The organism is Pseudomonas sp. C321 (assembly GCF_055407105.1).
The window spans coordinates 380,284-403,273 of the sequence record NZ_JBUZRB010000006.1 but is presented as its reverse complement, the minus strand read 5'-3'; the positions used below and the strand labels follow the sequence as shown (position 1 = coordinate 403,273).

Here is a 22,990-nt window from a genome sequence, read left to right as displayed (position 1 = left end):
GAAACCTACATAACTCTTTGTTTACCAAGGAGTTTTCCGTTTCGACTGCGCCGGAAGTGGGGCGAATTATAGACTTCCAGAATCTGCCGTCAACCCCTACTTTCACAATTCTGTCATATCAGTCAAAAAAGCCCGAAAACGCGAAGGCCAACCCCTACGGGTCGGCCTTCTGCCTTCTACTTATAAGCTAGGAAAAGCAAACTGCGAGGCTTCATGGCTGGCCCGCTGCGGCCAGCGCTGGGTAATCGCCTTGCGACGGGTATAGAAACGCACCCCGTCCGGCCCATAGGCATGCAGGTCGCCAAACAGCGAACGCTTCCAGCCACCGAAGCTGTGATAAGCCACCGGAACCGGTAGCGGCACGTTGACACCAACCATGCCCACTTCAATCTCGTCACAGAACAGCCGCGCCGCCTCTCCATCGCGGGTGAAGATACAGGTGCCATTGCCATACTCGTGATCATTGATCAGTTGCATCGCCGCTTCCAGGCTGTTCACCCGAACCACACACAGTACCGGCCCAAAGATCTCTTCTTTATAGATGCGCATCTCAGGGGTCACGCGATCAAACAGGCAGCCGCCCAGGAAGAAGCCGTCTTCATGACCGGCAACACTCAAGCCGCGACCATCGACCACCAACTCGGCGCCAGAAGAAACACCGTCTTCTATATAGCCACTGACTTTATCTCGCGCCTGACCAGACACCAGCGGCCCCATGTCCAGGCCGCAAGAGGTACCCGCACCAATCTTCAACGCCTTGATCTGCGGCACCAGCTTGGCGATCAACGCATCAGCCACCTGATCGCCCACGCAGACAGCCACCGAGATTGCCATGCAGCGCTCACCACAGGAACCATAAGCCGCGCCCATCAGAGCACTGACCGCATTGTCCAAGTCCGCATCCGGCATTAGCACTGCATGGTTCTTCGCCCCGCCCAAAGCCTGTACACGCTTGCCGCGCTTGGTGGCTTCGGAATAGATGTACTCGGCAATCGGCGTCGAACCGACAAAACTCAGCGCTTTAACTTCCGGCGCCTCGATCAATGCATCCACCGCGCCCTTGTCACCATGCACCACGCTCATCACGCCTTTAGGCAAGCCGGCTTCCTGCAGCAGTTGAGCAATCAGCAATGTTGAGCTTGGATCACGCTCCGAAGGCTTAAGAATGAAGCAGTTACCGCAAACGATCGCCAATGGATACATCCACAGCGGCACCATCGCCGGGAAGTTGAACGGCGTAATACCGGCGACCACACCCAGCGGCTGGAAATCGGACCACGCATCAATGTTCGGACCAACGTTACGACTGTATTCACCCTTGAGGATTTCCGGCGCCGAGCACGCGTATTCGACGTTCTCGATACCGCGCTTCAACTCACCTGCCGCATCTTCCAGAGTCTTGCCATGCTCTTCGCTGATCAATTGCGAGATACGCGCTTCGTTCTGTTCCAGCAATTGCTTGAAACGAAACATCACCTGGGCACGCTTGGCCGGCGGTGTGTTGCGCCATGCCGGGAATGCCGCCTTTGCCGAGTCGATAGCGCTTTGGATGGTTTCCCGGCTGGCCAGTGGTACTTGATGAATCACTTTGCCGGTGGACGGGTTGTAAACATCAGCACTGCGACCGTTCTCGGTCACCAGTTCGCCGTTGATCAAATGCTGGATAAGGCTCATGCAGGGCTCCTGAAAATTTGTCCACAGGCGCGACTCTCGCCGCACCTGGTAGTTGTTCTATATAGAAGGAGAAATCAGTCGATCTTGTTCAGCACTTCGCCGACCGCATCGAACAAGCGATCCAAGTCCTGCGCCTTGCTGTTGAAGGTTGGCCCGAATTGCAGAGTGTCGCCGCCGAAGCGCACGTAGAAGCCCGCTTTCCACAACGCCATACCTGCTTCGAATGGCCGCACGATGGCATCACCATCACGCGGGGCGATCTGAATCGCACCGGCCAGCCCGTAGTTACGAATGTCGATGACATTCTTGCTGCCCTTCAGACCGTGCAGCGCATTTTCAAAGTGCGGGGCGATTTCGGCCACGCTCTGCACCAGGTTTTCCTTTTGCAGCAGGTCCAGTGCCGCCAGGCCCGCAGCGCAAGCCACCGGGTGCGCCGAGTAGGTGTAACCGTGGGGAAATTCCACCGCGTACTCAGGCGTCGCCTGGTTCATGAAGGTCTGGTAGATCTCCGTGCTGGCAATCACTGCGCCCATCGGGATCGCGCCGTTGGTGACTTGCTTGGCGATGCACATCAGGTCCGGTGTCACGCCAAAGCTGTCGGCGCCGAACATAGAGCCGGTACGGCCGAAGCCAGTGATCACTTCATCGAACACCAACAGAATGTTGTGCTGATCACAGATCTCACGCAGACGCTTGAGGTAACCCTGTGGCGGTACCAACACGCCGGCGGAACCGGCCATCGGTTCAACAAACACGGCAGCGATGTTGGATGCGTCGTGCAACTCGATCAGCTTGAGCAGTTCGTCGGCCAAAGCGATACCACCCAGCTCTGGCATACCACGGGAGAAGGCATTGCTCGCCAGCAATGTGTGAGGCAAGTGATCAACATCCATCATCGCCTGACCAAACATTTTACGGTTGCCGTTAACACCACCCAGGCTGGTACCGGCAATGTTCACACCGTGATAACCACGGGCACGGCCGATCATCTTGGTCTTGGTCGCCTGGCCTTTCAGGCGCCAGTAAGCACGAACCATCTTCACGGCGGTATCGGCACACTCGGAACCGGAGTCGGTGAAGAACACATGGTTCAGGTTGCCCGGTGTCAGATCGGTGATCTTTTCTGCCAACTGAAAAGACAAGGGATGACCGTATTGAAAGCCTGGCGAGTAGTCCAAAGTGCCGAGCTGCTTGGCGACGGCTTCCTGGATTTCCTTGCGGGTATGCCCGGCACCACAGGTCCACAGGCCAGACAACGAGTCATAGACCTTGCGCCCCTTGTCATCGATCAACCAACTGCCTTCGGCAGCCACAATCAGGCGCGGGTCGCGGTGAAAGTTGCGGTTGGCGGTGTACGGCATCCAGTGAGCGTCCAGCTTCAATTGGCTGGCCAGGGACGACGGAGCGTTTTCGGGCATGTTCATCTGCAAAATCCTCGCAAGGCTATAGGCGGCGTAGGGATCGAAAAGCGTAGTTGCACCTAAATTGCCACGGGGATAAAGTCGGTGAAATCCAACTCTTCTAACCTTCAGTCAGGCCTTCACTAAACTATGAGTAGCCGTCGACCCGATCCCCTGGCCCAAGTCAGCGACTTCGATATTCGCTTGCTGCGCATCTTTCGCAGCGTGGTGGAGTGCGGTGGCTTCTCGGCGGCAGAAACCGTGCTGGGGATTGGCCGTTCAGCTATCAGTCAGCAGATGAGTGATCTCGAACAACGCTTGGGCCTGCGTCTGTGTCAGCGTGGTCGCGCCGGATTTTCCCTGACGGAAGAAGGACGCGAGGTTTATCAATCGGCACTGCAACTGCTCAGCGCCCTGGAAAGTTTCCGCACCGAGGTCAACGGCCTGCACCAACACTTGCGCGGCGAACTGACCATCGGCCTGACCGACAACCTGGTCACCCTGCCCCACATGCGTATCACCCACGCCTTGGCGCAATTGAAAGAACGCGGCCCAGACGTACAGATCCAAATCCGTATGATCGCCCCCAACGAAGTGGAGCAAGGGGTGCTCGACGGGCGCTTGCATGTCGGCGTCGTGCCCCAGGCCAGCGCGCTGTCGGGCCTCGAATATCAGCCGCTTTACAGTGAACGCTCGCTGCTCTACTGCGCGGTCGGTCATCCGCTGTTTTATGCAGACGACAAGCAACTCAACGACGAACGCATCAACTCACAGGACGCCATTGCGCCAACCTTCCGCTTGCCCGCCGAAATCCAGGCTCACTATCAAGTCCTCAACTGCACCGCCAGTGCTTCGGACCGTGAAGGCATGGCATTCCTGATCCTCACCGGCCGCTACATCGGCTACCTGCCGGATCACTACGCCAGCCTCTGGGTGCAACAAGGCCGCTTGCGCGCCCTGAAACCCGCCTCACGCTTTTATGATTTGAGCCTCGCTTCGGTCACGCGCAAGGGTCGTCGCCCTCATTTGGTGCTGGAAAGCTTCCTCGAAAGCCTGGCTGCTACCCGCTAACACGGCGCCCACATAAAACCTGAGCAACTGGACAGCTTTTTGCAAGGCATGAGGACCTTGAATCGTCAGCCTTGAGTTCCAACGCCATGCCACCAGAATCTTCCAGCTCCAGCGACCTGATCTACGGCCTCAACGACCGCCCGAAACCATTGCCCGCCTTACTTGCCGCACTGCAACACGTACTCGCCAGCTTCGTCGGTATCATCACCCCGCCGCTGATCATTGGTTCCACCTTGGGCCTGACCGCCCACCTGCCCTACCTGATCAGCATGGCGTTGATGGTCTCGGGTGTCGGTACTTTCATTCAGGCTCGTAGGCCGTTTGGCATTGGCGCCGGGATGATCTGCCTGCAAGGCACCAGCTTCGCCTTTCTCGGCGCGGTGTTATCAGCAGGGTTTCTGGTCAAGCAACGGGGCGGCAGCCCGGAAGACATCCTCGCGATGATTTTCGGGGTGTGTTTTTTCGGCGCGGCGGTGCAAGTAGTGTTGAGCCGTTTTATCGGCCAACTACGGCGGGTAATCACGCCACTGGTGACAGGCATTGTCATCACCTTGATCGGCATCAGCCTGATCAAGGTCGGCATCACTGATCTGGGTGGCGGTTTCAACGCCCCCGATTTCGGCGCACCCACCAACCTGGCGCTAGGCCTGTTCGTGGTGTTGACTATCATCCTGCTCAACCGCTCGAACACGCCGTGGGTGCGCCTCTCGGCCATCATCATCGGCCTGGCCCTGGGCAGTCTCGCCGCCTGGTTCAGTGGCACTCTGGTACCGCACACCTTGCCGAACTTGCCATTGGTAAGCTTGCCGACCCCGTTCCGCTTTGGTTTCAATTTCGACTGGACAGCGTTCATACCCATTGCGCTGATTTATCTGATCAGCACCATCGAAACCGTCGGCGACCTCACCGCCAATTGCATGATTGCCCGCCAACCTATCAGCGGCCCTTCTTATATAAGCAGGCTCAAGGGCGGCGTTCTGGGTGATGGCATCAGCTGCATGATCGCCGCCACCTTCAGTGCTTTCCCCAACACCACCTTCGCCCAGAACAATGGCGTCATCCAGTTGACCGGCGTCGCCAGCCGCTATGTCGGCCTGTACATCGGCGTGGTGCTGTTTTGTCTCGGGCTGTTCCCACTGATTGGCGCCGTGTTGCAGCAGATCCCCAAGCCGGTGCTGGGCGGCGCGACCCTGGTGATGTTCGGCAGTGTGGCCGCCGCCGGCGTGCGCATCCTTGCACAAGCGCCACTGGATCGGCGCAGCATGCTGATCATCGCCACCTCGTTCGGTGTCGGCCTGGGCATCGCAGCCCAACCGAATTTGTTGCATCTGATGCCAACGCTAGTACAAAACCTGTTCGACTCGGCCATCACCAGCGGCGGCCTGACGGCAATTGTATTGTGCCTGCTATTACCGGAAGCCAAGGCAACGACACCTGCCGCAAACCAGGCCCTGGAAAGCGACACCCTGGAACCGCTTTGACGCTTTTATCGTATCGGGACTTGTCTGAGGCTTGAGGGTGGGTTATCTGTGCACACGTCGCATTTATCGATCTGCACGGAAACCTCCATGAGCCTCGAAGTTCCTGCCCACAGCAACCACGCCGGAAAACCTGCAAGCCGCATTCGGCAAAAGAATGAACAAGCAATCATCCAGGCCGCCGAAGACGAGTTCGCTCGCCATGGTTACAAAGGCACCAGCATGAACACCATCGCGTCGAGCGCCGGGCTGCCAAAGGCCAACCTGCATTACTACTTCACCAACAAGCTGGGGCTGTACATCGCCGTGCTCAGCAACATCCTCGAACTGTGGGACAGCACCTTCAATACGCTGACCGCCGAAGATGATCCAGCCGAAGCGCTGACTCGCTATATCCGCACCAAGATGGAGTTTTCCCGCCGCCAGCCCCAAGCCTCGCGGATCTTCGCCATGGAGATCATCAGCGGTGGCGAATGCCTGAGCGAATATTTCGGCCAGGACTACAGAGCCTGGTTCAGCGGCCGCGCGGCGGTGTTCCAGGCCTGGATCGACGCTGGCAAAATGGACCCGGTCGACCCGGTACACCTGATCTTCCTGCTGTGGGGCAGTACCCAGCACTACGCCGACTTCGCCACGCAGATCTGCCGTGTCACCGGTCGCACCAAGCTGACCAAACAAGACATGGAAGACGCTGGCACCAACCTTATCCACATCATTCTCAAAGGCTGCGGCATCAAGCCAGCCCTCTAAACGAAGCGACTCATGCCTTTCACCCTTACTGGCCTTTGCGAATTTCGCGAAGAAATACGCAAAAGCCGCTTCATTACCCTCGCCACCCCTATCGCCAGCCCCCAGGACGCCCAGGCCTTCATCGACCAACACAGCGACCTGAACGCCACGCACAACTGCTGGGCCTGGAAGCTGGGCGATCAATACCGCAGCAACGATGATGGCGAACCCGGCGGTACTGCCGGGCGACCGATCCTGGCAGCGATCGAAGCACAAGACTGCGACCACGTCGTGGTGCTGGTGATCCGCTGGTACGGCGGCATCCAGTTGGGCACTGGCGGTTTGGCCCGCGCCTATGGCGGCGGTGCCAATAAATGCCTGCAAGGCGCCGAGCGCGTTGAACTGATCAAACGCGTGCCACTGAGCTGTGCCTGTGGTTTTGCCGAGCTGACACTGGTGAAACTTCGTGTCGCCGATCTGGGCGGACTGGTGGTGGAGGAAACCTTCACCGCCAATGGCGTCGAACTGCAGCTTATGCTGGAAGAAGCGCACATCGACACGTTACAGAATCAGCTCGCCGACCTGAGTCGTGGGCGCATCCGCCTGCAACGCTGAAATTGCCCACATCTACTGTGCACCTGCCTGTGGATAACCTGAGCACACTCCCCTGTAACCCTTCTGTCACAAGGGTTTGAGGCCGTTGTTCAGTTTTTGCTCAAGCAACCACACTAAACTATTAATCCAGCTAAAAAACAGTCAGTTAGAATGGTTATCGCCTTTAGAACAAAGGGGTGCAGCGCTTATACCCACCGATGACGCTTGCGCACAATTACTGTGGAACAACCTGTGGATAACCCGTGCAAGAGTGTCCGGGCAGCATAGGCAGCAACGCCCCGATGAAATTGAACGTTTTTTGATCAGTCTGCTACCTGGCGCACCGGAATTAACTGCGCCACCAACCAGAGCACTTCAAACACCAGGACGATCAACAACGCCGAACTGGCTCCGTGAACCAGCGCATAAATCTGCCAAGTGGCAAACAGCATCCGGCCCACCGCGTCATAGCGTCCAAAAATCACCTGGGGATCGCGGATCCGCAACACCGCCCACACACAGACAATCGACCCCATCAGGTTGGCCATCAGCACATGAATAGGCGCAAAGGGCGGCAGTTCGCCTGGCAGGTTCAAGGCCAGCAAAGCGTTGTGAAGCAAAAGAAAAGTCCAAGGCGTGACAAACGCAGCGGTGACGATCAGGTCGTACCAGCCGCTGGCACGCACCAGTTGGCGGTATTGGTGTGCAGTCCACATATCAGCAAGCTCCTTCGATTCAAGAAGCAAGCAGGCTAAAGCCTGGAGTATGCTCCAGGGTCAAGCCCTATCGAGCACACCTTATGCGCATCGGCGAATTGGCCCTGGCCAGCAGCGTGAGCCGCGACACCCTGCGTTTCTACGAGCAGCGTGGATTGATTGCCGCCCAACGCAGCGCCAACGGTTACCGCGACTATCCGGCGGAAATGGTGCAACTGGTCCTGTATATCAAGACCGCTCAGCGCCTGGGATTCAGCCTCGGCGAAATCGGCAGTAGCGTCGCGGCGCTATGGAAAGCGGCCGACCCCGACAGCGCCGTGACCCAACTGTTGCAAGACAAGCTCAACCTGATCGAAACCCGCATCGTCGAACTCGGCCACCTGCGCCAGGAGTTGCAGCAAAGACTCGGCCAGCGTTGTCCATTGAACCCATGAACTTGCACCGCAAAGGAAGCTACTCATGTCTACGCCAAAAACCGCACTGATCATCGGCGCCTCCCGAGGCCTGGGCCTTGGCCTGGTCAACCAACTGCTGGCCGACGGCTGGCAAGTCACCGCCACCGTGCGTGACCCGCAAAAGGCCGACGCCCTGAAAGCCCTCGGCCAAGTGCAAATAGAACAGCTGGACATGGACGACCAGTCAGCCATAAACGCCCTGAGCCAACGCCTCAAGGGGAAAACCTTCGACCTGCTGTTCGTCAACGCCGGCATCAAAGGTCCCGTCAATCAGACGCCCGGCCACGCCACCCAGGCCGAAGTGGGCCAGCTGTTTTTCACCAACGCTGTGGCACCGATCAACCTGGCACAACGGTTTGCCGGGCAGATCCGTGCAGACAGCGGGGTGCTGGCCTTCATGAGTTCGGTGCTGGGCAGCGTGACCATCCCCGACGGCGCGGACTTGGCGCTGTACAAAGCAAGCAAGGCCGCGCTCAACTCCATGACCAACAGCTTTGTCACGCAGCTGGGTGATCAGAAACTGACCGTCCTATCGCTCCATCCGGGCTGGGTCAAAACCGCTATGGGCGGAGAAGACGCACAGATTGATGTCCAGACCAGCGTTCGCGGCTTGATCGACCAAGTCAATGCCTACACCGGCAAGGGCGGCCACCACTTTGTAAACTACAAGGGCCAGACCATCCCCTGGTAAACGTCATACAGGTCTATCGCCGATTGCCGGCGATAGACCCGGCTGTGGACTACACGTAAACTGCCCACCTCGCCCTCCCCGGCGACCCTGGATCAGCAGACAGGGCAACACTGAGCTGGCAAACCTGAACCCATCATTCAGAGGAGCCGGCCAATGCCTGCGACCCGTATCTGGTTAAAAAACCCTCTCGCGATCTTCACCGCCAATGCCCTCGACGCCCGTGGCGGCCTGGTGCTGCAAGACGGTGTGATCGTCGAAGTCCTCGGCCTCGGACAACAACCCGCCACAGCCTGTGGACAAGTCTTCGATGCCCGCGAGCATGTGATCCTTCCCGGCCTGATCAACACCCATCATCACTTCTATCAAACCCTGACCCGCGCCTGGGCGCCGGTGGTCAACCAGCCGTTGTTCCCGTGGCTGAAAACCCTGTATCCGGTATGGGCTCGCCTGACCCCGGAGAAACTGGCACTGGCTACCAAAGTGGCCCTCGCTGAACTGTTGCTCTCTGGCTGCACCACGGCGGCGGACCATCACTACCTGTTTCCCGACGGCCTGGAACATGCCATCGACGTGCAAGTCGAGAGCGTGCGTGAACTGGGCATGCGCGCCATGCTGACCCGTGGTTCCATGAGCCTGGGCGAAGCTGATGGCGGCCTGCCACCGCAACAGACCGTACAACAAGGCGAAGTGATCCTCGAAGACAGCCAGCGACTGATCGGCAACTATCACGAGCGTGGCGACGGCGCCCAAATCCAGATCGCCCTCGCGCCCTGCTCACCGTTCTCCGTCACGCCGCAAATCATGTCCGCCAGCGCCGAACTGGCTAACAGCCTTGACGTGCGCCTGCACACCCACCTGGCGGAAACCCTCGACGAAGAAGACTTCTGCCTGCAACGTTTCGGCCTGCGCACCGTGGATTACCTGGACAGCGTCGGCTGGCTCGGCCCACGCACCTGGCTGGCCCACGGCATTCACTTCAACCCCGAGGAAATCGCCCGCCTGGGCGCGGCCGGCACCGGCGTCTGCCATTGCCCAAGTTCCAACATGCGCCTGGCCTCCGGCATCTGCCCCACCCTGGACCTGATTGCCGCTGGCGCGCCGCTGGGCCTGGGCGTGGACGGCTCGGCCTCCAACGACGCCTCGAACATGATCCTCGAAACCCGCCAGGCCCTGTACATCCAGCGCCTACGTTACGGGGCGGAAAAAATCACCCCTGAGTTGGTCCTGGGTTGGGCTACCAAAGGCTCCGCACAATTGCTCGGGCGCAGTGACATCGGTGAGCTGGCAGTGGGCAAGCAAGCTGACCTGGCGCTGTTCAAGCTCGATGAGCTGCGCTTCTCCGGCAGCCATGATCCGATTTCGGCGCTGCTGCTGTGCGGCGCCGACCGGGCGGATCGGGTGATGGTGGGCGGCAAGTGGCGCGTGATCGATGGGCAGGTCGAAGGCCTCGACCTGAAAGGCCTGATTGCCGATCACAGTCAGGCGGCACGGCAGCTGATCAGCGGCTGACGCTACACCCCCAACAACGACAACAGGATAAAGGTCGCAAACAACACAAAATGGGTCATCCCTTCGATGGCGTTGGTTTCGCCATCGTTGAGGTTGATCGCGCTGACAATCAGCGTGATAAAGACCATCACTGTTTGCACCGGGGTCATCGCCATCTGAAACGGCTGGCCGGTGTAAAGCGCCATGGCCTCCATTACCGGCACCGTCAAAATCACCGTCGACAATGACGCACCAAGCGCAATGTTGACCACCGACTGCATGCGATTGGCCAGAGCGGCGCGCAACGCAGTCAAAATTTCCGGCGCGGCGGAAATTGCCGCCACCACGATTGCCGTGATCACAGGCGGAGCACCTGTCCCTTCCAACCCAAGGTCCAATGTCTTGGACATCACCTCGGCCAGCGCGCCAATCACCACCACACCGAACACCAGAGTGCCGATTGAGAACGCCAGATTGATCGACGGCGCCTCATCTTCCGGCTGTTTCTTGCCGCGTTTTTCCGGGTAGCTGTAGCTGAAGAAATAACTGTGGGGCCCGACCTGCATTCGCAGGAACAGGGTGTACAGCACCACCATCGCACCGATGGTGAAGGCCGAGTAAATTTTCCAGTCAGACTCGGGGATAAATTCCGGCACCACCATCGACACGCCCATGGCGGTGAGGATCATCACGCTGTAGGTCCGCGCCGAATCATCGTTGTAGGACTGTTCACCATGCTTGATGCCGCCCATCAGCGCGGCCAGGCCGAGAATGCCGTTGATATCGAGCATCACCGCCGAGTAGATGGTGTCGCGCACCAGGGTTGGCGATGGTTCGTTACTCATCATGATTGCCAGGATCACCACTTCCACCAGCACGGCGGCCAGGGTCAGGATCATCGTGCCGTACGGATCGCCGACCTTTTCCGCCAACTGCTCGGCGTGATGAGCCACGCGCATTGAAGCAATCACGATAAAGCCGATCAACGCCGCACCACCAAGCAGCGCAACCCTCTGCCCGCTGTGCAGCAACCAGTGCTCCAGAGGGTAGGCGGCAATGGCGGCAATCAGCGCCAGCAGCATAAATTTTTCTTGCTTGAGGGATGTGAGCATCACGGGCCTTTCCGAGCAGTAAATCAGTCACTGATGGGGTACAGACTGCGCCACGTCGCTAACGTTTCGTTACACCTTAGTTCACTCACTGCTTGCACGAGGCATAAACCCTGCAAACCGAATACTCATCGTCTGGTCAGGTTTTGCCGATTATTTCGCATTGCACCTGTAGAATGCCGCCATTGCACCTGATGAGATTTTATAAATGTACGATTGGCTCAACGCCCTGCCCAAGGCTGAATTGCACCTGCACCTGGAAGGCTCGCTGGAGCCTGAGCTGCTGTTCGCACTGGCCGAACGCAACAAGATCGCGCTGCCGTGGAACGACGTCGAAACCCTGCGCAAGGCCTACGCCTTCAACAACCTGCAAGAGTTTCTCGACCTTTATTACAAGGGCGCCGATGTGTTGCGCACCTCCCAAGACTTCTACGACCTGACCTGGGCCTACCTGCTGCGCTGCAAGGCGCAGAACGTGATCCACACCGAACCCTTTTTCGACCCTCAGACCCACACCGACCGTGGCGTGCCCTTCGAAGTTGTGCTCAACGGCATTGCCGCAGCACTCAAAGATGGCGAGCAACAGCTGGGCATCACCAGCGGTTTGATCCTCAGCTTCCTGCGCCACCTGAGCGAAGACGAAGCCGAGAAAACCCTCGACCAGGCACTGCCATTCCGTGATGCATTTGTCGCCGTTGGCCTGGACAGTTCGGAAATGGGTCACCCGCCGAGCAAGTTTGTGCGGGTGTTCGATCGCGCCCGCCATGAAGGTTTCCTGACCGTCGCCCATGCTGGCGAAGAAGGTCCGCCGGAATACATCTGGGAAGCCCTCGACCTGTTGAAGATTGAGCGCATCGACCATGGTGTGCGCGCCATCGAAGACGAGCGCTTGATGCAGCGGATCATCGACGAGCAGATCCCACTGACGGTGTGCCCGCTGTCCAACACCAAGCTTCGCGTATTCGACGATATGTCCCAGCACAACATCCTCGACATGCTGGAGCGTGGCGTAAAGGTCACAGTCAACTCGGACGATCCGGCGTACTTCGGCGGTTATGTCACCGAGAACTTCCATGCACTGCACACGTCTCTGGGCATGACCCAGGACCAGGCCAAACGCCTGGCGCAGAACAGCCTGGACGCACGGTTGGTGAAGCCTTAACTCCGAACTGCCGTAGGCGCAAAGCCCGAACCCCGGGCCTGCGCCGACGTCGGATACAGCTCAGGCTGTATAGGTGCAACGCTACATTGCCCCGGCATTCCCGGGGTTATGGTGTAGAGATCAATCGCTCCGGAAACTGCGCGGTCAATTTCGCACAACGGGACACGAGCATTTCACGCAGAAGGTTGATCGGCTTACTCAGCTGCGCGCGATGGGCGCACAGCAGATTGAGCGGAGCGCGTTCACAACGCAGCTCCGGCAGGATCAACCGCAAGCGCCCGGCCAAAACATCAGCGCTGACGTCCAGCCAGGATTTATAGGCAATGCCGACACCGGCCAATGCCCACCGACGAACCACATCGGCGTCGTCACTGAAGCGGTCGCCTGTCACCGTCAGGCTGACCTCACGCTTGCCGTCGTGAAAACTCCAATGGTCATGGACGCGACTGCCAAGCATATAAAGCAGGCAGTTGTGCTGGGCCAACTGCTCCAGATGACGCGGTTCACCATGGCGCACGAGGTAGTCGGGGGCAGCACACAGCACCCGAAAATTCTGCGGCGCGATGGGCAAGGCAATCAGGCTGGAGTCTTCCGGTTCGCCGTAGCGCAAGGCGATGTCCACGGGCTGGCGGAACAGGTCGGCGATCCGGTCGCCCAACAGCAAGCGCACAGTCAGCTTCGGGTGCTCACGCTGGAACTCGTCGAGCCAGGGCAGCAGCAGGTTGCGGCCAAAGTCCGAAGGCGCCGAGAGTTGCAGCACACCGCTAACCTGATCCTGACCGCTGGCCAGCAATCGGCGACCTTCATCCAGATTGCTCAAGGCGGCGCGGGCGTACTCCAGGAACCCCTCGCCCTCGGCGGTCAAGCGCAGGCTACGTGTCGAGCGGGCCAGCAGACGCGCGCCCAGTTGCTGCTCGATGCGCTTGAGCGCGGCACTGGCCACGGCTGCCGACATATCCATCACACGGGCAGCCGCCGAGAGGCTGCCCAAGTCTGCTGCACGGACAAACAACTGCAAGTCATCAAAACGCAGCATGGCGATCGTCCCGGCTGATTATCAATAAAATATTGAAAGAGACTGCTCTTTTAGCGGGTTTTATCTTGCAGAGAAATAGCCAATGATCTGTTCATACCGCTCATCCCCTATCAGGAGTCGAATATGCCCAGCGCGTTTAATGTCATTGCCACGCTGATCGCCAAACCCGGTCAACAAGACACCCTAGAGCAATTGCTGCGCGCACTGCTGGAACCCACCCGCGCCGAAGCAGGCTGCCAGCAGTACGACCTGCACCAGGACCTGCAACACCCCGAGACCTTCTACATGCTCGAACGCTGGAATGACGACGCGGCGCTGGCCGACCACGATCAGAGCGCTCATATCCAGAATTTTCGCGCCAAGGCTGCTGACGTGCTTGAACATTTCGACCTCAAGCGCCTGAAGTTCCTGGCCTGAAGCGTTTCGCTTGAATAGCCCTGACAACCTTTTGGAGTTCTCCATGAAAGCCATCGCTTACTACGCGTCACTGCCCATCAACGATCCAAAATCCCTGCAGGACATCGAGTTGCCCGAACCCGTCGCCGGCCCACGAGACCTGCTGGTGGAAGTCAAAGCCATCTCGGTCAACCCGGTAGACACCAAGGTGCGCCAGAGCGTCGCCCCGGAAAACGGCGCGGCCAAAGTGCTGGGCTGGGATGTGGCCGGCGTGGTCAAAGCGGTGGGCAGTGAAGTGACCCTGTTCAAGGCCGGCGACAAGGTGTTCTACGCCGGTTCCCTGGTGCGCCCCGGCGGCAACAGTGAACTGCACACTGTGGATGAGCGAATTGTCGGCCATATGCCCAAAAGCCTGGGCTTTGCCGAAGCCGCCGCGCTGCCGCTAACCGCCATCACCGCGTGGGAGTTGCTGTTCGAGCGCCTGCAAGTCAGTGAAAGCAAGGTCGATGAAGGCCAGAGCCTACTGATTGTCGGCGCTTCCGGTGGCGTCGGGTCGATCCTCACCCAACTGGCCAGCCAGCTCACTGCACTGAACGTCATCGGCACCGCTTCACGTCCCGAAACCCAAGCCTGGGCCAAGGAGCTGGGCGCCGACCTGGTGATCGACCATAGCCAGCCACTGAGCGAAGAGCTCAAACGCGCAGGCGTACCACAAGTGACCCACGTCGCCAGCCTGACCCAGACCGACCAGCACCTCGATCAACTGGTGGAAGCCCTCGCCCCCCAAGGTAAGCTGGCGCTGATCGACGATCCCAAGGCGCTGGATATCAGCAAGCTCAAGCGCAAGAGCCTGTCACTGCACTGGGAGTTCATGTACACCCGTTCGATGTTCGAGACCGCCGACATGATTGAGCAACACAACTTGCTCAACCGCGTGGCCGAGCTGATCGACGCCGGCACCCTGAAAACCACGTTGGGCGAGCACTTCGGCGTGATCAACGCGGCCAACCTGCGTCGTGCCCACGAACTGCTGGAAAGCGGCAAGGCCAAGGGCAAAATCGTGTTGGAAGGGTTCTAGGTAAAATATCTGTCAGTGTCTTCCGTTATCCATACAGGTAACAGAAGACACCACTAGTCAGAGATTTGATCCTTGTCATATTTGTGAGCGTGTTCGGGTTTATATTGTCCGCCTTTGCCACGCAATCTTTTACGTGAGGAAATCAGCAATGAAGATCCTGATAAACGCGTTAGCAAAATCCCAAGACCACAAATGGCAGGTTCGCTTGGGCCAGAACACCTTCACCTTCCGCAGTGAGGCCGAAGCCCGCGCCTTTGCCAACACCCTACAAAACCGAATTCAGGCCCCGCACCGCTTTCCCGAGCAACAACACCGCTCAGCCGGCTGAACTCCGTAGCAACTGCCGAGGCTGTGTTCGGCTGCACTGCAGCCCTGCGCGGGCTACGCCCTCGATCGCAGCCCCGCAGGCTCAGCAGCGCCTACAAAGCGCCGAGTCGTCATGGCCACGGTCACCGCCAAGACACCGCACACGCTGATGACGATCGCCATCGGCATGGCGCTGCCATCGTGCAGCAACCCCACCAACGACGCCGCACCGGCGGCCACACCGAACTGGATGCAACCGAGCAACGCCGAAGCGCTGCCGGCCCGTGCGCCCTGCCCGTTCATGGCGCAGGCGGAGGTGTTGGGCAGGATGCAGCCCAGGCTGGCAATACAGATAAACAGCGGCACCAATAACGGCCACAAGGCTTCAGTGTGTAAAGCGCTGACCGCCAACAATGCCAGCGCTGCCGCCAGGTAAACCCACACGGCGCGGGTCAACAAAAACGCCGGGCCACGCTTGGACAGCAAGCGCGCATTGACCTGCGCCACCAGGATAAAGCCCGCGGCGTTGGTGCCGAACAGCCAACCGTAATGCTCGGCCGGTACGCCGTAGAGCTTGATAAAGACGAAAGGTGAACCAGCGATGTAGGCAAACATCCCGGCAATCGCAATGCCCCCGGTCAGGGCATAACCGAGGAACACCCGGTCCGCCAGCAAGCGACCGTACTGGTGCAACGCCCCGGACAACGGTTGACGGGGTTGATTGGCCGGCAAGCTTTCCGGCAAGCCGAGCGCCACTGCAATGGCGGCCATGACACTGAACACCGTAAGCGCCAGGAATATCGACTGCCAGCCATACAGACTGACCATCACCCCACCCAACATTGGCGCAAGGATCGGCGCCAAGCCGACCACCAGCATCAGCTGCGAGAAGACCTTGGCCGAGCCCACTGCATCGCATTTGTCACTGACCACCGCGCGGGAAATCACCATCCCCGCACAACCGCCCAGGGCCTGGACGAAGCGCGCACCGATCAACCATTCCAGGGACGGCGCATAGGCACAGGCCAGTGACGCCACGGTAAACAGGCCGACACCGGTCAACAACGGGATCCGCCGGCCGAAACGGTCTGCCACCGGGCCATAGGCAAGTTGACCGATTGCCAGGCCGATGAAGTACACGGCCAACGTCAGCTGGATATGTTTTTCGTCGGTGCCGAACGCTGCGGCCATGGCCGGGAAGCCCGGCAGGTAAAAATCGATCGCCAGCGGCGCAAAGGCGCTCAAAGACGCAAGAATCAGGATTATGCGAAGGTTCATCAGGCACCCAGGTGAGTCGGCAGCTCGACAGTCTAGCCGCGCTTGGGTGCCTTGGGCATTATGTTAGCTCACTAACTATTAAATAATCAGACGAGCTTGGTGCTGTAGCCTTCTTCGCTGATCAGGCTGATGACTTCATCGGCTGTCAGACTACTTTCAACCCCGACCTCCTTGGCTGCCAGATCGACCCGCACGCTGGCCGCCGGGTCCTTTCTCTGTACCGCCTGGGTCACCGCCCGGACGCAATGACCACAGGTCATTCCTTCAACGCTGAATACTTGCATGACATGACTCCTTTAATGAGGATGACGGCAGTTTTGACCTTGCCACGATGGCAAGGTCAAGCGCTGAAAACATCAGCCGGGCTGGTATTCATCGGCGCCCTCGGCCAAGCTGCATCTATTGATGATTTGAAATTCGGAGAATTCGCCATGCGCTTGTCGTTCTTTGGCCTTGTCAGCCTGATGAGCTTGTTCGCCGCTGCGCCAATGGCCAGTGCCGCCGAAGACTATGCCGTGCTGATTATTTCCCGGGAACGCCTGGAAGTGCCGACCAACTGCGAAATTGGCTTGTACATCAATGACCAGTTGGCAGGAAGGCTGTTTCAGGAACAAGCTACCTCGTTCAACTTGCCGGAAGGCAAGGTGTCGCTGCGCCTCAAGTTACTGCCGGGCCAAGCCGCCGGGTGCTTGCCGGGGCTCCTGGCGCCCAAGGCACAGGAGGTCAACTTGAAAGCCGGAGACGTGCGCAAGTGGCGCATTGCTCAAGGCCAGGACGGTATGTACCTCAAGCCGGCGACGCTGGGTTACTGAAACATTGATCTGAAGCCTTGACCTTCCCCTCAGGTCAAGGCTGATCCTGTGGGCAACTTCTCCTGGAGTACTGCCCGTGAACGGATCTACCACCTTCGACCTGGCGACTGCCAGTATGACCGACAGAATCTGTCCTGGCCTCTGTGTATAACCTGATCGGCATTCCCCTTGCAGCGTTCGGCCTGCTCAATCCAGTGCTGGCAGGCGCGGCAATGCCAATGTCCAGTGTGAGTGCGGTGAGTAAAACCCTGCTGTTGAAAACCTGGAAACCCAAGGATCTGGAGGACCATTCATGAATATCGGCCAAGCAGCGCGTCACAGTGGCCTGAGCGCCAAGATGATCCGCTACTACGAGTCCATCAGCCTGCTCAAACCCGCCCAGCGCACCGACAGCGGTTATCGTGTGTATGGCGCCGATGACCTGCACACCCTGGCGTTTATCAAGCGATCGCGTGACCTGGGGTTTTCGTTGGAGGAAGTCGGCAAGTTGCTGACGCTGTGGCAGGACCGCCAGCGTGCCAGTGCGGACGTCAAGGCGCTGGCACGCCAGCATATCGAGGAGCTGAACCAGAAGATTCTTGAATTGGGGCAGTTGCGCGATACGTTGCAGGACTTGGTGGAGCACTGCCAGGGCGATCACCGACCGGACTGTCCGATTCTCAAGGAGTTGGCATCGGGTCGGTGTTGCGAGAAAAAAATCGCCTGACGATCACCAGGTAAAAAAAATCCGGCATGTGCCGGATTTTTTGTCAGGGGTTTATTGCATCCACGGCGGCGGAGGCTCTTCCGCCGTTTTGCCCACAGGTGCGTCGTCTGCCGCACGTATTGCCTGGCGACGCTCGTCATCCAACCGCGCCGCCTCGATCTCACGAATGACACCGCCAACGTCCGCCAACTCTTCCGGCTCATCAAACTCGCCGGTCAAGACGCTGGCCGGGTGCAGGGTGCCGGCTTCGTACAGCGCCCACATTTCCTTGGCGTACTTGGTCGTCTTCAACTCCGGGGCAAAACGCCCGAAGTAAGAGGCCATGTTGCCCACGTCCCGTTCCAGCATGCTGAACGCATGGTTGTTACCCGCCGCATCCACTGCCTGGGGCAAGTCGATGATCACTGGGCCCGTTGGCGTCAGCAGCACGTTGAACTCGGAAAGGTCTCCGTGCACCAGACCGGTACACAACATCAGCACGATCTGGGAAATCAGGAAGGCGTGATATTCACGGGCCTGATCCGGCTCCAGCGTCACGTCGTTAAGTCGTGGCGCCGCGTCGCCGTATTCATCGGCCACCAGTTCCATCAACAGCACGCCTTCAAGGAAGTCGTAGGGTTTGGGAACTCGAACGCCAGCGCCCGCCAGACGAAACAGCGCAGCCACTTCGGCGTTCTGCCAAGCGTCTTCGGTTTCTTTCTTGCCGAACTTGGAGCCCTTGGCCATGGCCCGGGCCTGGCGGCTATTACGGACCTTGCGGCCTTCCTGGTATTCGGCCGCCTGACGAAAACTTCGTTTATTCGCCTCCTTGTAGACCTTGGCGCAACGTAACTCGTTGCCACAGCGCACCACATAAACAGCTGCTTCTTTACCACTCATGAGTGGGCGCAGCACTTCGTCGACCAGACCGTCCTCGATCAGGGGTTCAATGCGTTTAGGAGTCTTCATCAGCTTTTATTGTGGGTCCTTTATTACCAAATACGCGTATGCCACTCGTTATACGGCAATCCTCTCCCTGCGGGGAGAGGATACCGACCTTTGACCACTTAAGAATGCATCCAATATGCCAGATTAATCTGACAAGGCCGACTTTGTCCCCAGGCTTGCGGATGATAGCTGAGATCAGCGTTCAATAATCGCCGTCACACCCTGGCCGCCGGCAGCACAGATCGAGATCAGCCCGCGGCCCCGGCCCGCCGCGTCCAGCAGCTTGGCCAGGTTGGCAACGATGCGCCCGCCGGTGGCGGCAAACGGGTGCCCGGCCGCCAACGAACTGCCCTTGACGTTCAAGCGGCTGCGGTCGATAGAGCCCAGCGGTGCGTCCAGCCCCAGGCGGGTCTTGCAGTAATCCGCATCCTCCCAGGCTTTAAGGGTGCACAACACTTGGGCGGCGAAGGCTTCGTGGATTTCGTAGTAATCGAAGTCCTGCAGCGTCAGACCATTCCTTGCCAGCAAGCGTGGGACGGCATAAGCCGGCGCCATCAACAGCCCTTCGGCCCCGTTGACGAAATCCACCGCCGCCGCTTCGCCATCTCGCAGGTAAGCCAGGATCGGTAAGCCACGTTCCTTGGCCCAGGCTTCGCTGCCCAGCAATACTAGGGAGGCACCATCGGTCAGCGGTGTGGAGTTACCGGCAGTCAGGGTGCCCTTTTCGCTGCGCTCAAAGGCGGGCTTGAGGCTGGCGAGTTTTTCCAGGGTCAGGTCGGGGCGCAGGTTGTTGTCGCGGGTCAGGCCGAGAAACGGCGTGAGCAAATCGTTGTGCCAACCTTCGGCGTAGGACGCAGCCATTTTTTGATGGCTTTCCAGGGCCAGTTGGTCCTGCTCGGCCCGGGGAATGTTCCAGCTCTGCGCCATCAATTCACAGTGCTGCCCCATGGACAAACCGGTACGCGGTTCGCCGTTGCGCGGCAGTTCCGGCTTGAGGTGACGGGGGCGAAGCTGTAACAAGACTTTTAACTTATCGGCCATGCTTTTGCTGCGGTTGGCTTGCAGCAGGATTTTTCTCAACCCTTCATTGACGCCGATGGGTGCGTCGGACGTGGTGTCGACACCACCAGCAATGCCGCATTCGATCTGCCCCAGGGCGATCTTGTTGGCCACCAGCAACGCCGCTTCCAGGCCGGTGCCGCAGGCCTGTTGAATGTCATAGGCGGGTGTTTGCGGCGACAACCGCGAGCCCAGCACGCATTCGCGGGTCAGGTTGAAGTCACGGGAATGCTTGAGCACCGCGCCGGCGGCCACCTCGCCCATGCGCAGGCCGTGCAGGTTGTAGCGTTCAATCAGGCCTTCCAGGGCCGCGGTCAGCATCGCCTGGTTACTCGCCGTGGCATAAGGGCCATTGGAACGGGCGAAGGGAATGCGGTTACCGCCAATGATCGCTACACGGCGCAATTGAGTCATGGAAAGCTCCCTGTTGGTTGTGGGCTCAATCTTTGAGCCTAGCCTAGGCTCAATCGAACGACTGCCCCCCGTGGGCGGTCCACCGTTTGAACCCCAGCAATCGGAGAGCGTTCCATGTCTGATCGTTATATCGACTTCGCCAACTCAAGCCTCGGCCATCGTCTGGTCGCGGCCATTGGCCTGCCGTCGCCGGTACGTCTGGAGCGCTGGCAGGCCGGACGCCTGCGCCCGGTAGACGGCGCCCTGCTGATCGGCGGCGGGCCGCTGGCGGCGAAGGTCTTGGCGTTTGCCAACAAACTCACTGAAGCGATTTTCAGCTACGGCCCCGAACCTTTGGTGGCGCCGGCCTGGATTCCTGGCCATGGCCCCAAGCTCAAGGCGGTGGTGTTCGACGCCAGCGCCTTGGCGCACACTGATCAGTTGAAACAGTTGCGGGAATTTTTCCAGCCGCTGCTGAAAAACCTCGATCACAGCGCGCACCTGGTGATCCTCGGTCGAGCGCCGCAAAGCCTTAGTGATCCTTTCGCCGCCAGTGCCCAGCGCGCCCTTGAAGGCTTCAGTCGGTCACTGGCCAAGGAACTGCGCAACGGCGGCACCCTGCAACTGCTGTATGTGGGTGACGGAGCTGAAGATCAGTTGGAAGGCGCGTTGCGCTTTTTCCTCTCGCCCAAAAGCGCCTACATCTCGGGCCAGGTGATTCGCCTGGAGACCTGCACCACGCAAGTCCAGGACTGGACTCGCCCCCTGGCCGGGCACAAGGCCCTGGTGACCGGCGCCGCGCGCGGTATCGGCGCCTCAATCGCCGAAACCCTGGCCCGTGACGGTGCCGAGGTCATCCTGCTGGACGTGCCACAGGCCAAGGCGGATCTGGATGCTCTCGCCGCACGCCTGGGCGCACGTAGCATCGCCCTGGATATCTGCGCCGAAGACGCCACCACGCAACTGATAGAACAGTTGCCGGACGGCATCGACATCGTCGTCCATAACGCCGGCATCACCCGCGACAAGACCCTGGCCAACATGACCCCGGAATATTGGGACGCGGTGCTGGCGGTCAACCTCAACGCGCCACAAGTGCTGACCAAGGCCCTGCTCGACAGTGGCACCTTGCATGACAACGGCCGCGTCGTGTTGCTGGCGTCCATCAGCGGCATCGCCGGCAATCGCGGGCAGACCAACTATGCCGCGAGCAAGGCCGGGCTGATTGGCCTGGCCCAAGCCTGGGCACCGTTGTTGGGTGAACGTGGGATCAGCATCAACGCCGTGGCCCCTGGTTTTATCGAGACCCAGATGACTGCACATATTCCCTTCGCCCTGCGTGAAGCCGGACGACGCATGAGCTCCCTCGGCCAGGGCGGCATCCCCCAGGATGTCGCCGAAGCCGTGGCGTGGCTCGGCCAGCCGGGTTCGGGGGCGGTCAGCGGTCAGGCGCTGCGGGTCTGTGGGCAAAGTCTCTTGGGAGCATAAGCATGGATTGGCACACGTTGGACAGCACTCCCTCACTGCCGCCGCTGTATTGGCGGGCGGCCCTCAAGCGCAAGATCAGCGGCACGACACTGCCAGAACAGGGGCTGCGCTGCCAGGTGACGGTGAACCCCAGGGAGGTGGCGGCCTATCGCAAGGTCTGCGGGTTTGCCGAAAGCCCGGTGTTGCCGGCCACCTATCCGCACATCCTGGCGTTCGGCCTGCAAATGCAATTGCTGACTGCCAAGGACTTTCCGTTCCCGCTGCTGGGCCTGGTTCATCTACGCAACCGCATCCGTATCCTGCGCCCCCTTGGCGGGGTCAACGATGTGCAGCTCAGCGTCCGCACGCAAAACCTGCAACCTCATGCCAAGGGCGCCACCTTTGACCTGATCACCACCGCCGAAGACTCCCTGGGCTTGTTGTGGGAAGCCGAAAGCCGAATGCTTTGTCGCGCAGTGAAGCTTACCGGCGACGTGACGGATCAATCCATACCGCTACCTTCCAATGTCAGCGAGTTGACCCACTGGAAGGCGCCCGTCGATATCGGCCGCCGTTATGCCAGGGTATCCGGCGATTACAATCCGATTCACTTGAGCGCGTTGACTGCCAAGTTATTCGGCTTCCCTCAGGCCATCGCCCATGGTCTGTGGAACAAGGCCCGTACGCTGGCGGCGCTGAGCGAGCACTTGCCCCCTGCCAATATCGAGATAGACGTTGAGTTCAAGAAGCCCGTCCGGCTGCCCAGTGAGATTGTCTTGTTGGTCAGTGCGGCGGGGCCCAGCGGTGAATTGCAATTGAAGGGCTCGGGGGACATCGAGCACATGATCGGCCAATGGCGACCAATTGCCTGAGGCAACAAACTTTCGCTGATTAATTGTATATATACACCTTAAGTTATAGCAGACTATAGATAGTCTGCTAACTTATTCAAGCCACTGTTTTTA

At 59.3% G+C, this 22,990-nt stretch carries 24 protein-coding genes and 1 pseudogene; 16 read left to right on the top strand and 9 right to left on the bottom strand.

All coding sequences use genetic code 11. The features are described from left to right. Positions 1–180: 180 nt before the first annotated feature. Together ACZRJ6_RS20010 and aptA are read right to left on the bottom strand one after the other, a co-directional pair. Positions 181–1,674: a CoA-acylating methylmalonate-semialdehyde dehydrogenase gene (locus ACZRJ6_RS20010; RefSeq protein WP_149414834.1), complete on the bottom strand. Its 1,494-nt coding sequence runs from the start codon at positions 1,672–1,674 to the stop codon at positions 181–183. A 74-nt stretch (positions 1,675–1,748) separates the two neighbouring features. Further along, positions 1,749–3,098 (bottom strand): omega-aminotransferase AptA, encoded by a 1,350-nt coding sequence (gene aptA, locus ACZRJ6_RS20005; RefSeq protein WP_149414833.1) that lies wholly within the window; start codon positions 3,096–3,098, stop codon positions 1,749–1,751. Between the two features lie 126 nt (positions 3,099–3,224). Between aptA and ACZRJ6_RS20000 the strand changes: the two genes are divergently transcribed. From ACZRJ6_RS20000 to ACZRJ6_RS19985, 4 genes are all read left to right on the top strand, one after another. Further along, positions 3,225–4,145, top strand: a complete 921-nt coding sequence (locus ACZRJ6_RS20000) for a LysR family transcriptional regulator (protein WP_463969221.1) — start codon at positions 3,225–3,227, stop codon at positions 4,143–4,145. Positions 4,146–4,231: 86 nt separating this feature from the next. Further along, positions 4,232–5,626: a uracil-xanthine permease family protein gene (locus ACZRJ6_RS19995; protein WP_463969220.1), complete on the top strand. Its 1,395-nt coding sequence runs from the start codon at positions 4,232–4,234 to the stop codon at positions 5,624–5,626. 87 nt (positions 5,627–5,713) lie between these two features. Then, positions 5,714–6,373, top strand: a complete 660-nt coding sequence (locus tag ACZRJ6_RS19990) for a TetR/AcrR family transcriptional regulator (protein WP_463969219.1) — start codon at positions 5,714–5,716, stop codon at positions 6,371–6,373. Between the two features lie 12 nt (positions 6,374–6,385). Beyond that, positions 6,386–6,967 (top strand): IMPACT family protein, encoded by a 582-nt coding sequence (locus tag ACZRJ6_RS19985; protein ID WP_463969218.1) that lies wholly within the window; start codon positions 6,386–6,388, stop codon positions 6,965–6,967. A 302-nt stretch (positions 6,968–7,269) separates the two neighbouring features. On the opposite strand, the gene ACZRJ6_RS19980 is transcribed toward ACZRJ6_RS19985, so the two are convergent. Continuing rightward, positions 7,270–7,662, bottom strand: coding sequence for a hypothetical protein (locus tag ACZRJ6_RS19980; RefSeq protein WP_463969217.1), 393 nt, complete (start codon positions 7,660–7,662; stop codon positions 7,270–7,272). 83 nt (positions 7,663–7,745) lie between these two features. Here ACZRJ6_RS19980 and ACZRJ6_RS19975 point away from each other — a divergent pair, with 83 nt between their 5' ends. The 3 genes from ACZRJ6_RS19975 to ACZRJ6_RS19965 all read left to right on the top strand — a co-directional run bounded on the left by ACZRJ6_RS19975 (position 7,746) and on the right by ACZRJ6_RS19965 (position 10,317). Then, positions 7,746–8,096, top strand: a complete 351-nt coding sequence (locus tag ACZRJ6_RS19975) for a MerR family transcriptional regulator (RefSeq protein ID WP_149414827.1) — start codon at positions 7,746–7,748, stop codon at positions 8,094–8,096. Between the two features lie 25 nt (positions 8,097–8,121). Continuing rightward, the gene (locus ACZRJ6_RS19970) at positions 8,122–8,808 is read left to right on the top strand and encodes an SDR family oxidoreductase (protein ID WP_463969216.1); all 687 of its coding nucleotides are present in this window, start codon (positions 8,122–8,124) and stop codon (positions 8,806–8,808) included. Positions 8,809–8,961: 153 nt separating this feature from the next. Beyond that, the gene (locus ACZRJ6_RS19965; protein ID WP_463969215.1) at positions 8,962–10,317 is read left to right on the top strand and encodes an 8-oxoguanine deaminase; all 1,356 of its coding nucleotides are present in this window, start codon (positions 8,962–8,964) and stop codon (positions 10,315–10,317) included. A gap of 2 nt (positions 10,318–10,319) precedes the next feature. Here the strand turns inward: ACZRJ6_RS19965 and ACZRJ6_RS19960 are convergent, their stop codons facing one another. Then, positions 10,320–11,408 carry a calcium:cation antiporter gene (locus ACZRJ6_RS19960; RefSeq protein ID WP_463969233.1) on the bottom strand — a complete coding sequence of 363 codons (1,089 nt, stop codon included), beginning with the start codon at positions 11,406–11,408 and terminating at the stop codon, positions 10,320–10,322. Between the two features lie 205 nt (positions 11,409–11,613). Between ACZRJ6_RS19960 and ACZRJ6_RS19955 the strand changes: the two genes are divergently transcribed. After that, positions 11,614–12,567 carry an adenosine deaminase gene (locus ACZRJ6_RS19955; protein WP_463969214.1) on the top strand — a complete coding sequence of 318 codons (954 nt, stop codon included), beginning with the start codon at positions 11,614–11,616 and terminating at the stop codon, positions 12,565–12,567. Positions 12,568–12,673: 106 nt separating this feature from the next. On the opposite strand, the gene ACZRJ6_RS19950 is transcribed toward ACZRJ6_RS19955, so the two are convergent. After that, positions 12,674–13,603, bottom strand: coding sequence for a LysR family transcriptional regulator (locus ACZRJ6_RS19950; protein ID WP_463969213.1), 930 nt, complete (start codon positions 13,601–13,603; stop codon positions 12,674–12,676). A gap of 123 nt (positions 13,604–13,726) precedes the next feature. Here ACZRJ6_RS19950 and ACZRJ6_RS19945 point away from each other — a divergent pair, with 123 nt between their 5' ends. From ACZRJ6_RS19945 to ACZRJ6_RS19935, 3 genes are all read left to right on the top strand, one after another. Next, positions 13,727–14,020, top strand: a complete 294-nt coding sequence (locus tag ACZRJ6_RS19945) for a putative quinol monooxygenase (protein WP_149414822.1) — start codon at positions 13,727–13,729, stop codon at positions 14,018–14,020. A gap of 43 nt (positions 14,021–14,063) precedes the next feature. Further along, positions 14,064–15,077 carry a zinc-binding alcohol dehydrogenase family protein gene (locus tag ACZRJ6_RS19940; RefSeq protein ID WP_463969212.1) on the top strand — a complete coding sequence of 338 codons (1,014 nt, stop codon included), beginning with the start codon at positions 14,064–14,066 and terminating at the stop codon, positions 15,075–15,077. A gap of 148 nt (positions 15,078–15,225) precedes the next feature. Beyond that, a complete protein-coding gene (locus ACZRJ6_RS19935) occupies positions 15,226–15,405 on the top strand; it encodes a hypothetical protein (RefSeq protein ID WP_463969211.1) in 180 nt (59 codons plus the stop codon). A gap of 53 nt (positions 15,406–15,458) precedes the next feature. Here the strand turns inward: ACZRJ6_RS19935 and ACZRJ6_RS19930 are convergent, their stop codons facing one another. Together ACZRJ6_RS19930 and ACZRJ6_RS19925 are read right to left on the bottom strand one after the other, a co-directional pair. Then, positions 15,459–16,661: a multidrug effflux MFS transporter gene (locus tag ACZRJ6_RS19930; RefSeq protein ID WP_463969210.1), complete on the bottom strand. Its 1,203-nt coding sequence runs from the start codon at positions 16,659–16,661 to the stop codon at positions 15,459–15,461. Positions 16,662–16,747: 86 nt separating this feature from the next. Next, the gene (locus tag ACZRJ6_RS19925) at positions 16,748–16,945 is read right to left on the bottom strand and encodes a heavy-metal-associated domain-containing protein (RefSeq protein ID WP_463969209.1); all 198 of its coding nucleotides are present in this window, start codon (positions 16,943–16,945) and stop codon (positions 16,748–16,750) included. A 147-nt stretch (positions 16,946–17,092) separates the two neighbouring features. Here ACZRJ6_RS19925 and ACZRJ6_RS19920 point away from each other — a divergent pair, with 147 nt between their 5' ends. From ACZRJ6_RS19920 to cueR, 3 genes and pseudogenes are all read left to right on the top strand, one after another. Beyond that, positions 17,093–17,473: a hypothetical protein gene (locus ACZRJ6_RS19920; protein WP_463969232.1), complete on the top strand. Its 381-nt coding sequence runs from the start codon at positions 17,093–17,095 to the stop codon at positions 17,471–17,473. 120 nt (positions 17,474–17,593) lie between these two features. Next, a pseudogene (locus ACZRJ6_RS19915) lies at positions 17,594–17,769 on the top strand (hypothetical protein); the annotation flags it as partial. Next, on the top strand, positions 17,766–18,179 hold the full coding sequence (gene cueR / locus ACZRJ6_RS19910) for a Cu(I)-responsive transcriptional regulator (RefSeq protein ID WP_463969208.1): 414 nt from the start codon (positions 17,766–17,768) through the stop codon (positions 18,177–18,179). The pseudogene ACZRJ6_RS19915 and the gene cueR, both read left to right, overlap by 4 nt. A 51-nt stretch (positions 18,180–18,230) precedes the next feature. Here cueR and ACZRJ6_RS19905 read toward each other — a convergent pair whose 3' ends face one another. Further along, positions 18,231–19,127, bottom strand: coding sequence for a PA4780 family RIO1-like protein kinase (locus ACZRJ6_RS19905; protein ID WP_463969207.1), 897 nt, complete (start codon positions 19,125–19,127; stop codon positions 18,231–18,233). Between the two features lie 174 nt (positions 19,128–19,301). Beyond that, positions 19,302–20,579 (bottom strand): acetyl-CoA C-acetyltransferase, encoded by a 1,278-nt coding sequence (locus tag ACZRJ6_RS19900; protein WP_463969206.1) that lies wholly within the window; start codon positions 20,577–20,579, stop codon positions 19,302–19,304. A gap of 114 nt (positions 20,580–20,693) precedes the next feature. On the opposite strand from ACZRJ6_RS19900, the gene ACZRJ6_RS19895 reads away from it, so the two are divergent. Further along, positions 20,694–22,046: a 3-oxoacyl-ACP reductase gene (locus tag ACZRJ6_RS19895; protein ID WP_463969205.1), complete on the top strand. Its 1,353-nt coding sequence runs from the start codon at positions 20,694–20,696 to the stop codon at positions 22,044–22,046. Between the two features lie 2 nt (positions 22,047–22,048). Beyond that, positions 22,049–22,897 (top strand): MaoC family dehydratase, encoded by an 849-nt coding sequence (locus ACZRJ6_RS19890; protein WP_463969204.1) that lies wholly within the window; start codon positions 22,049–22,051, stop codon positions 22,895–22,897. Positions 22,898–22,990: the final 93 nt, after the last annotated feature.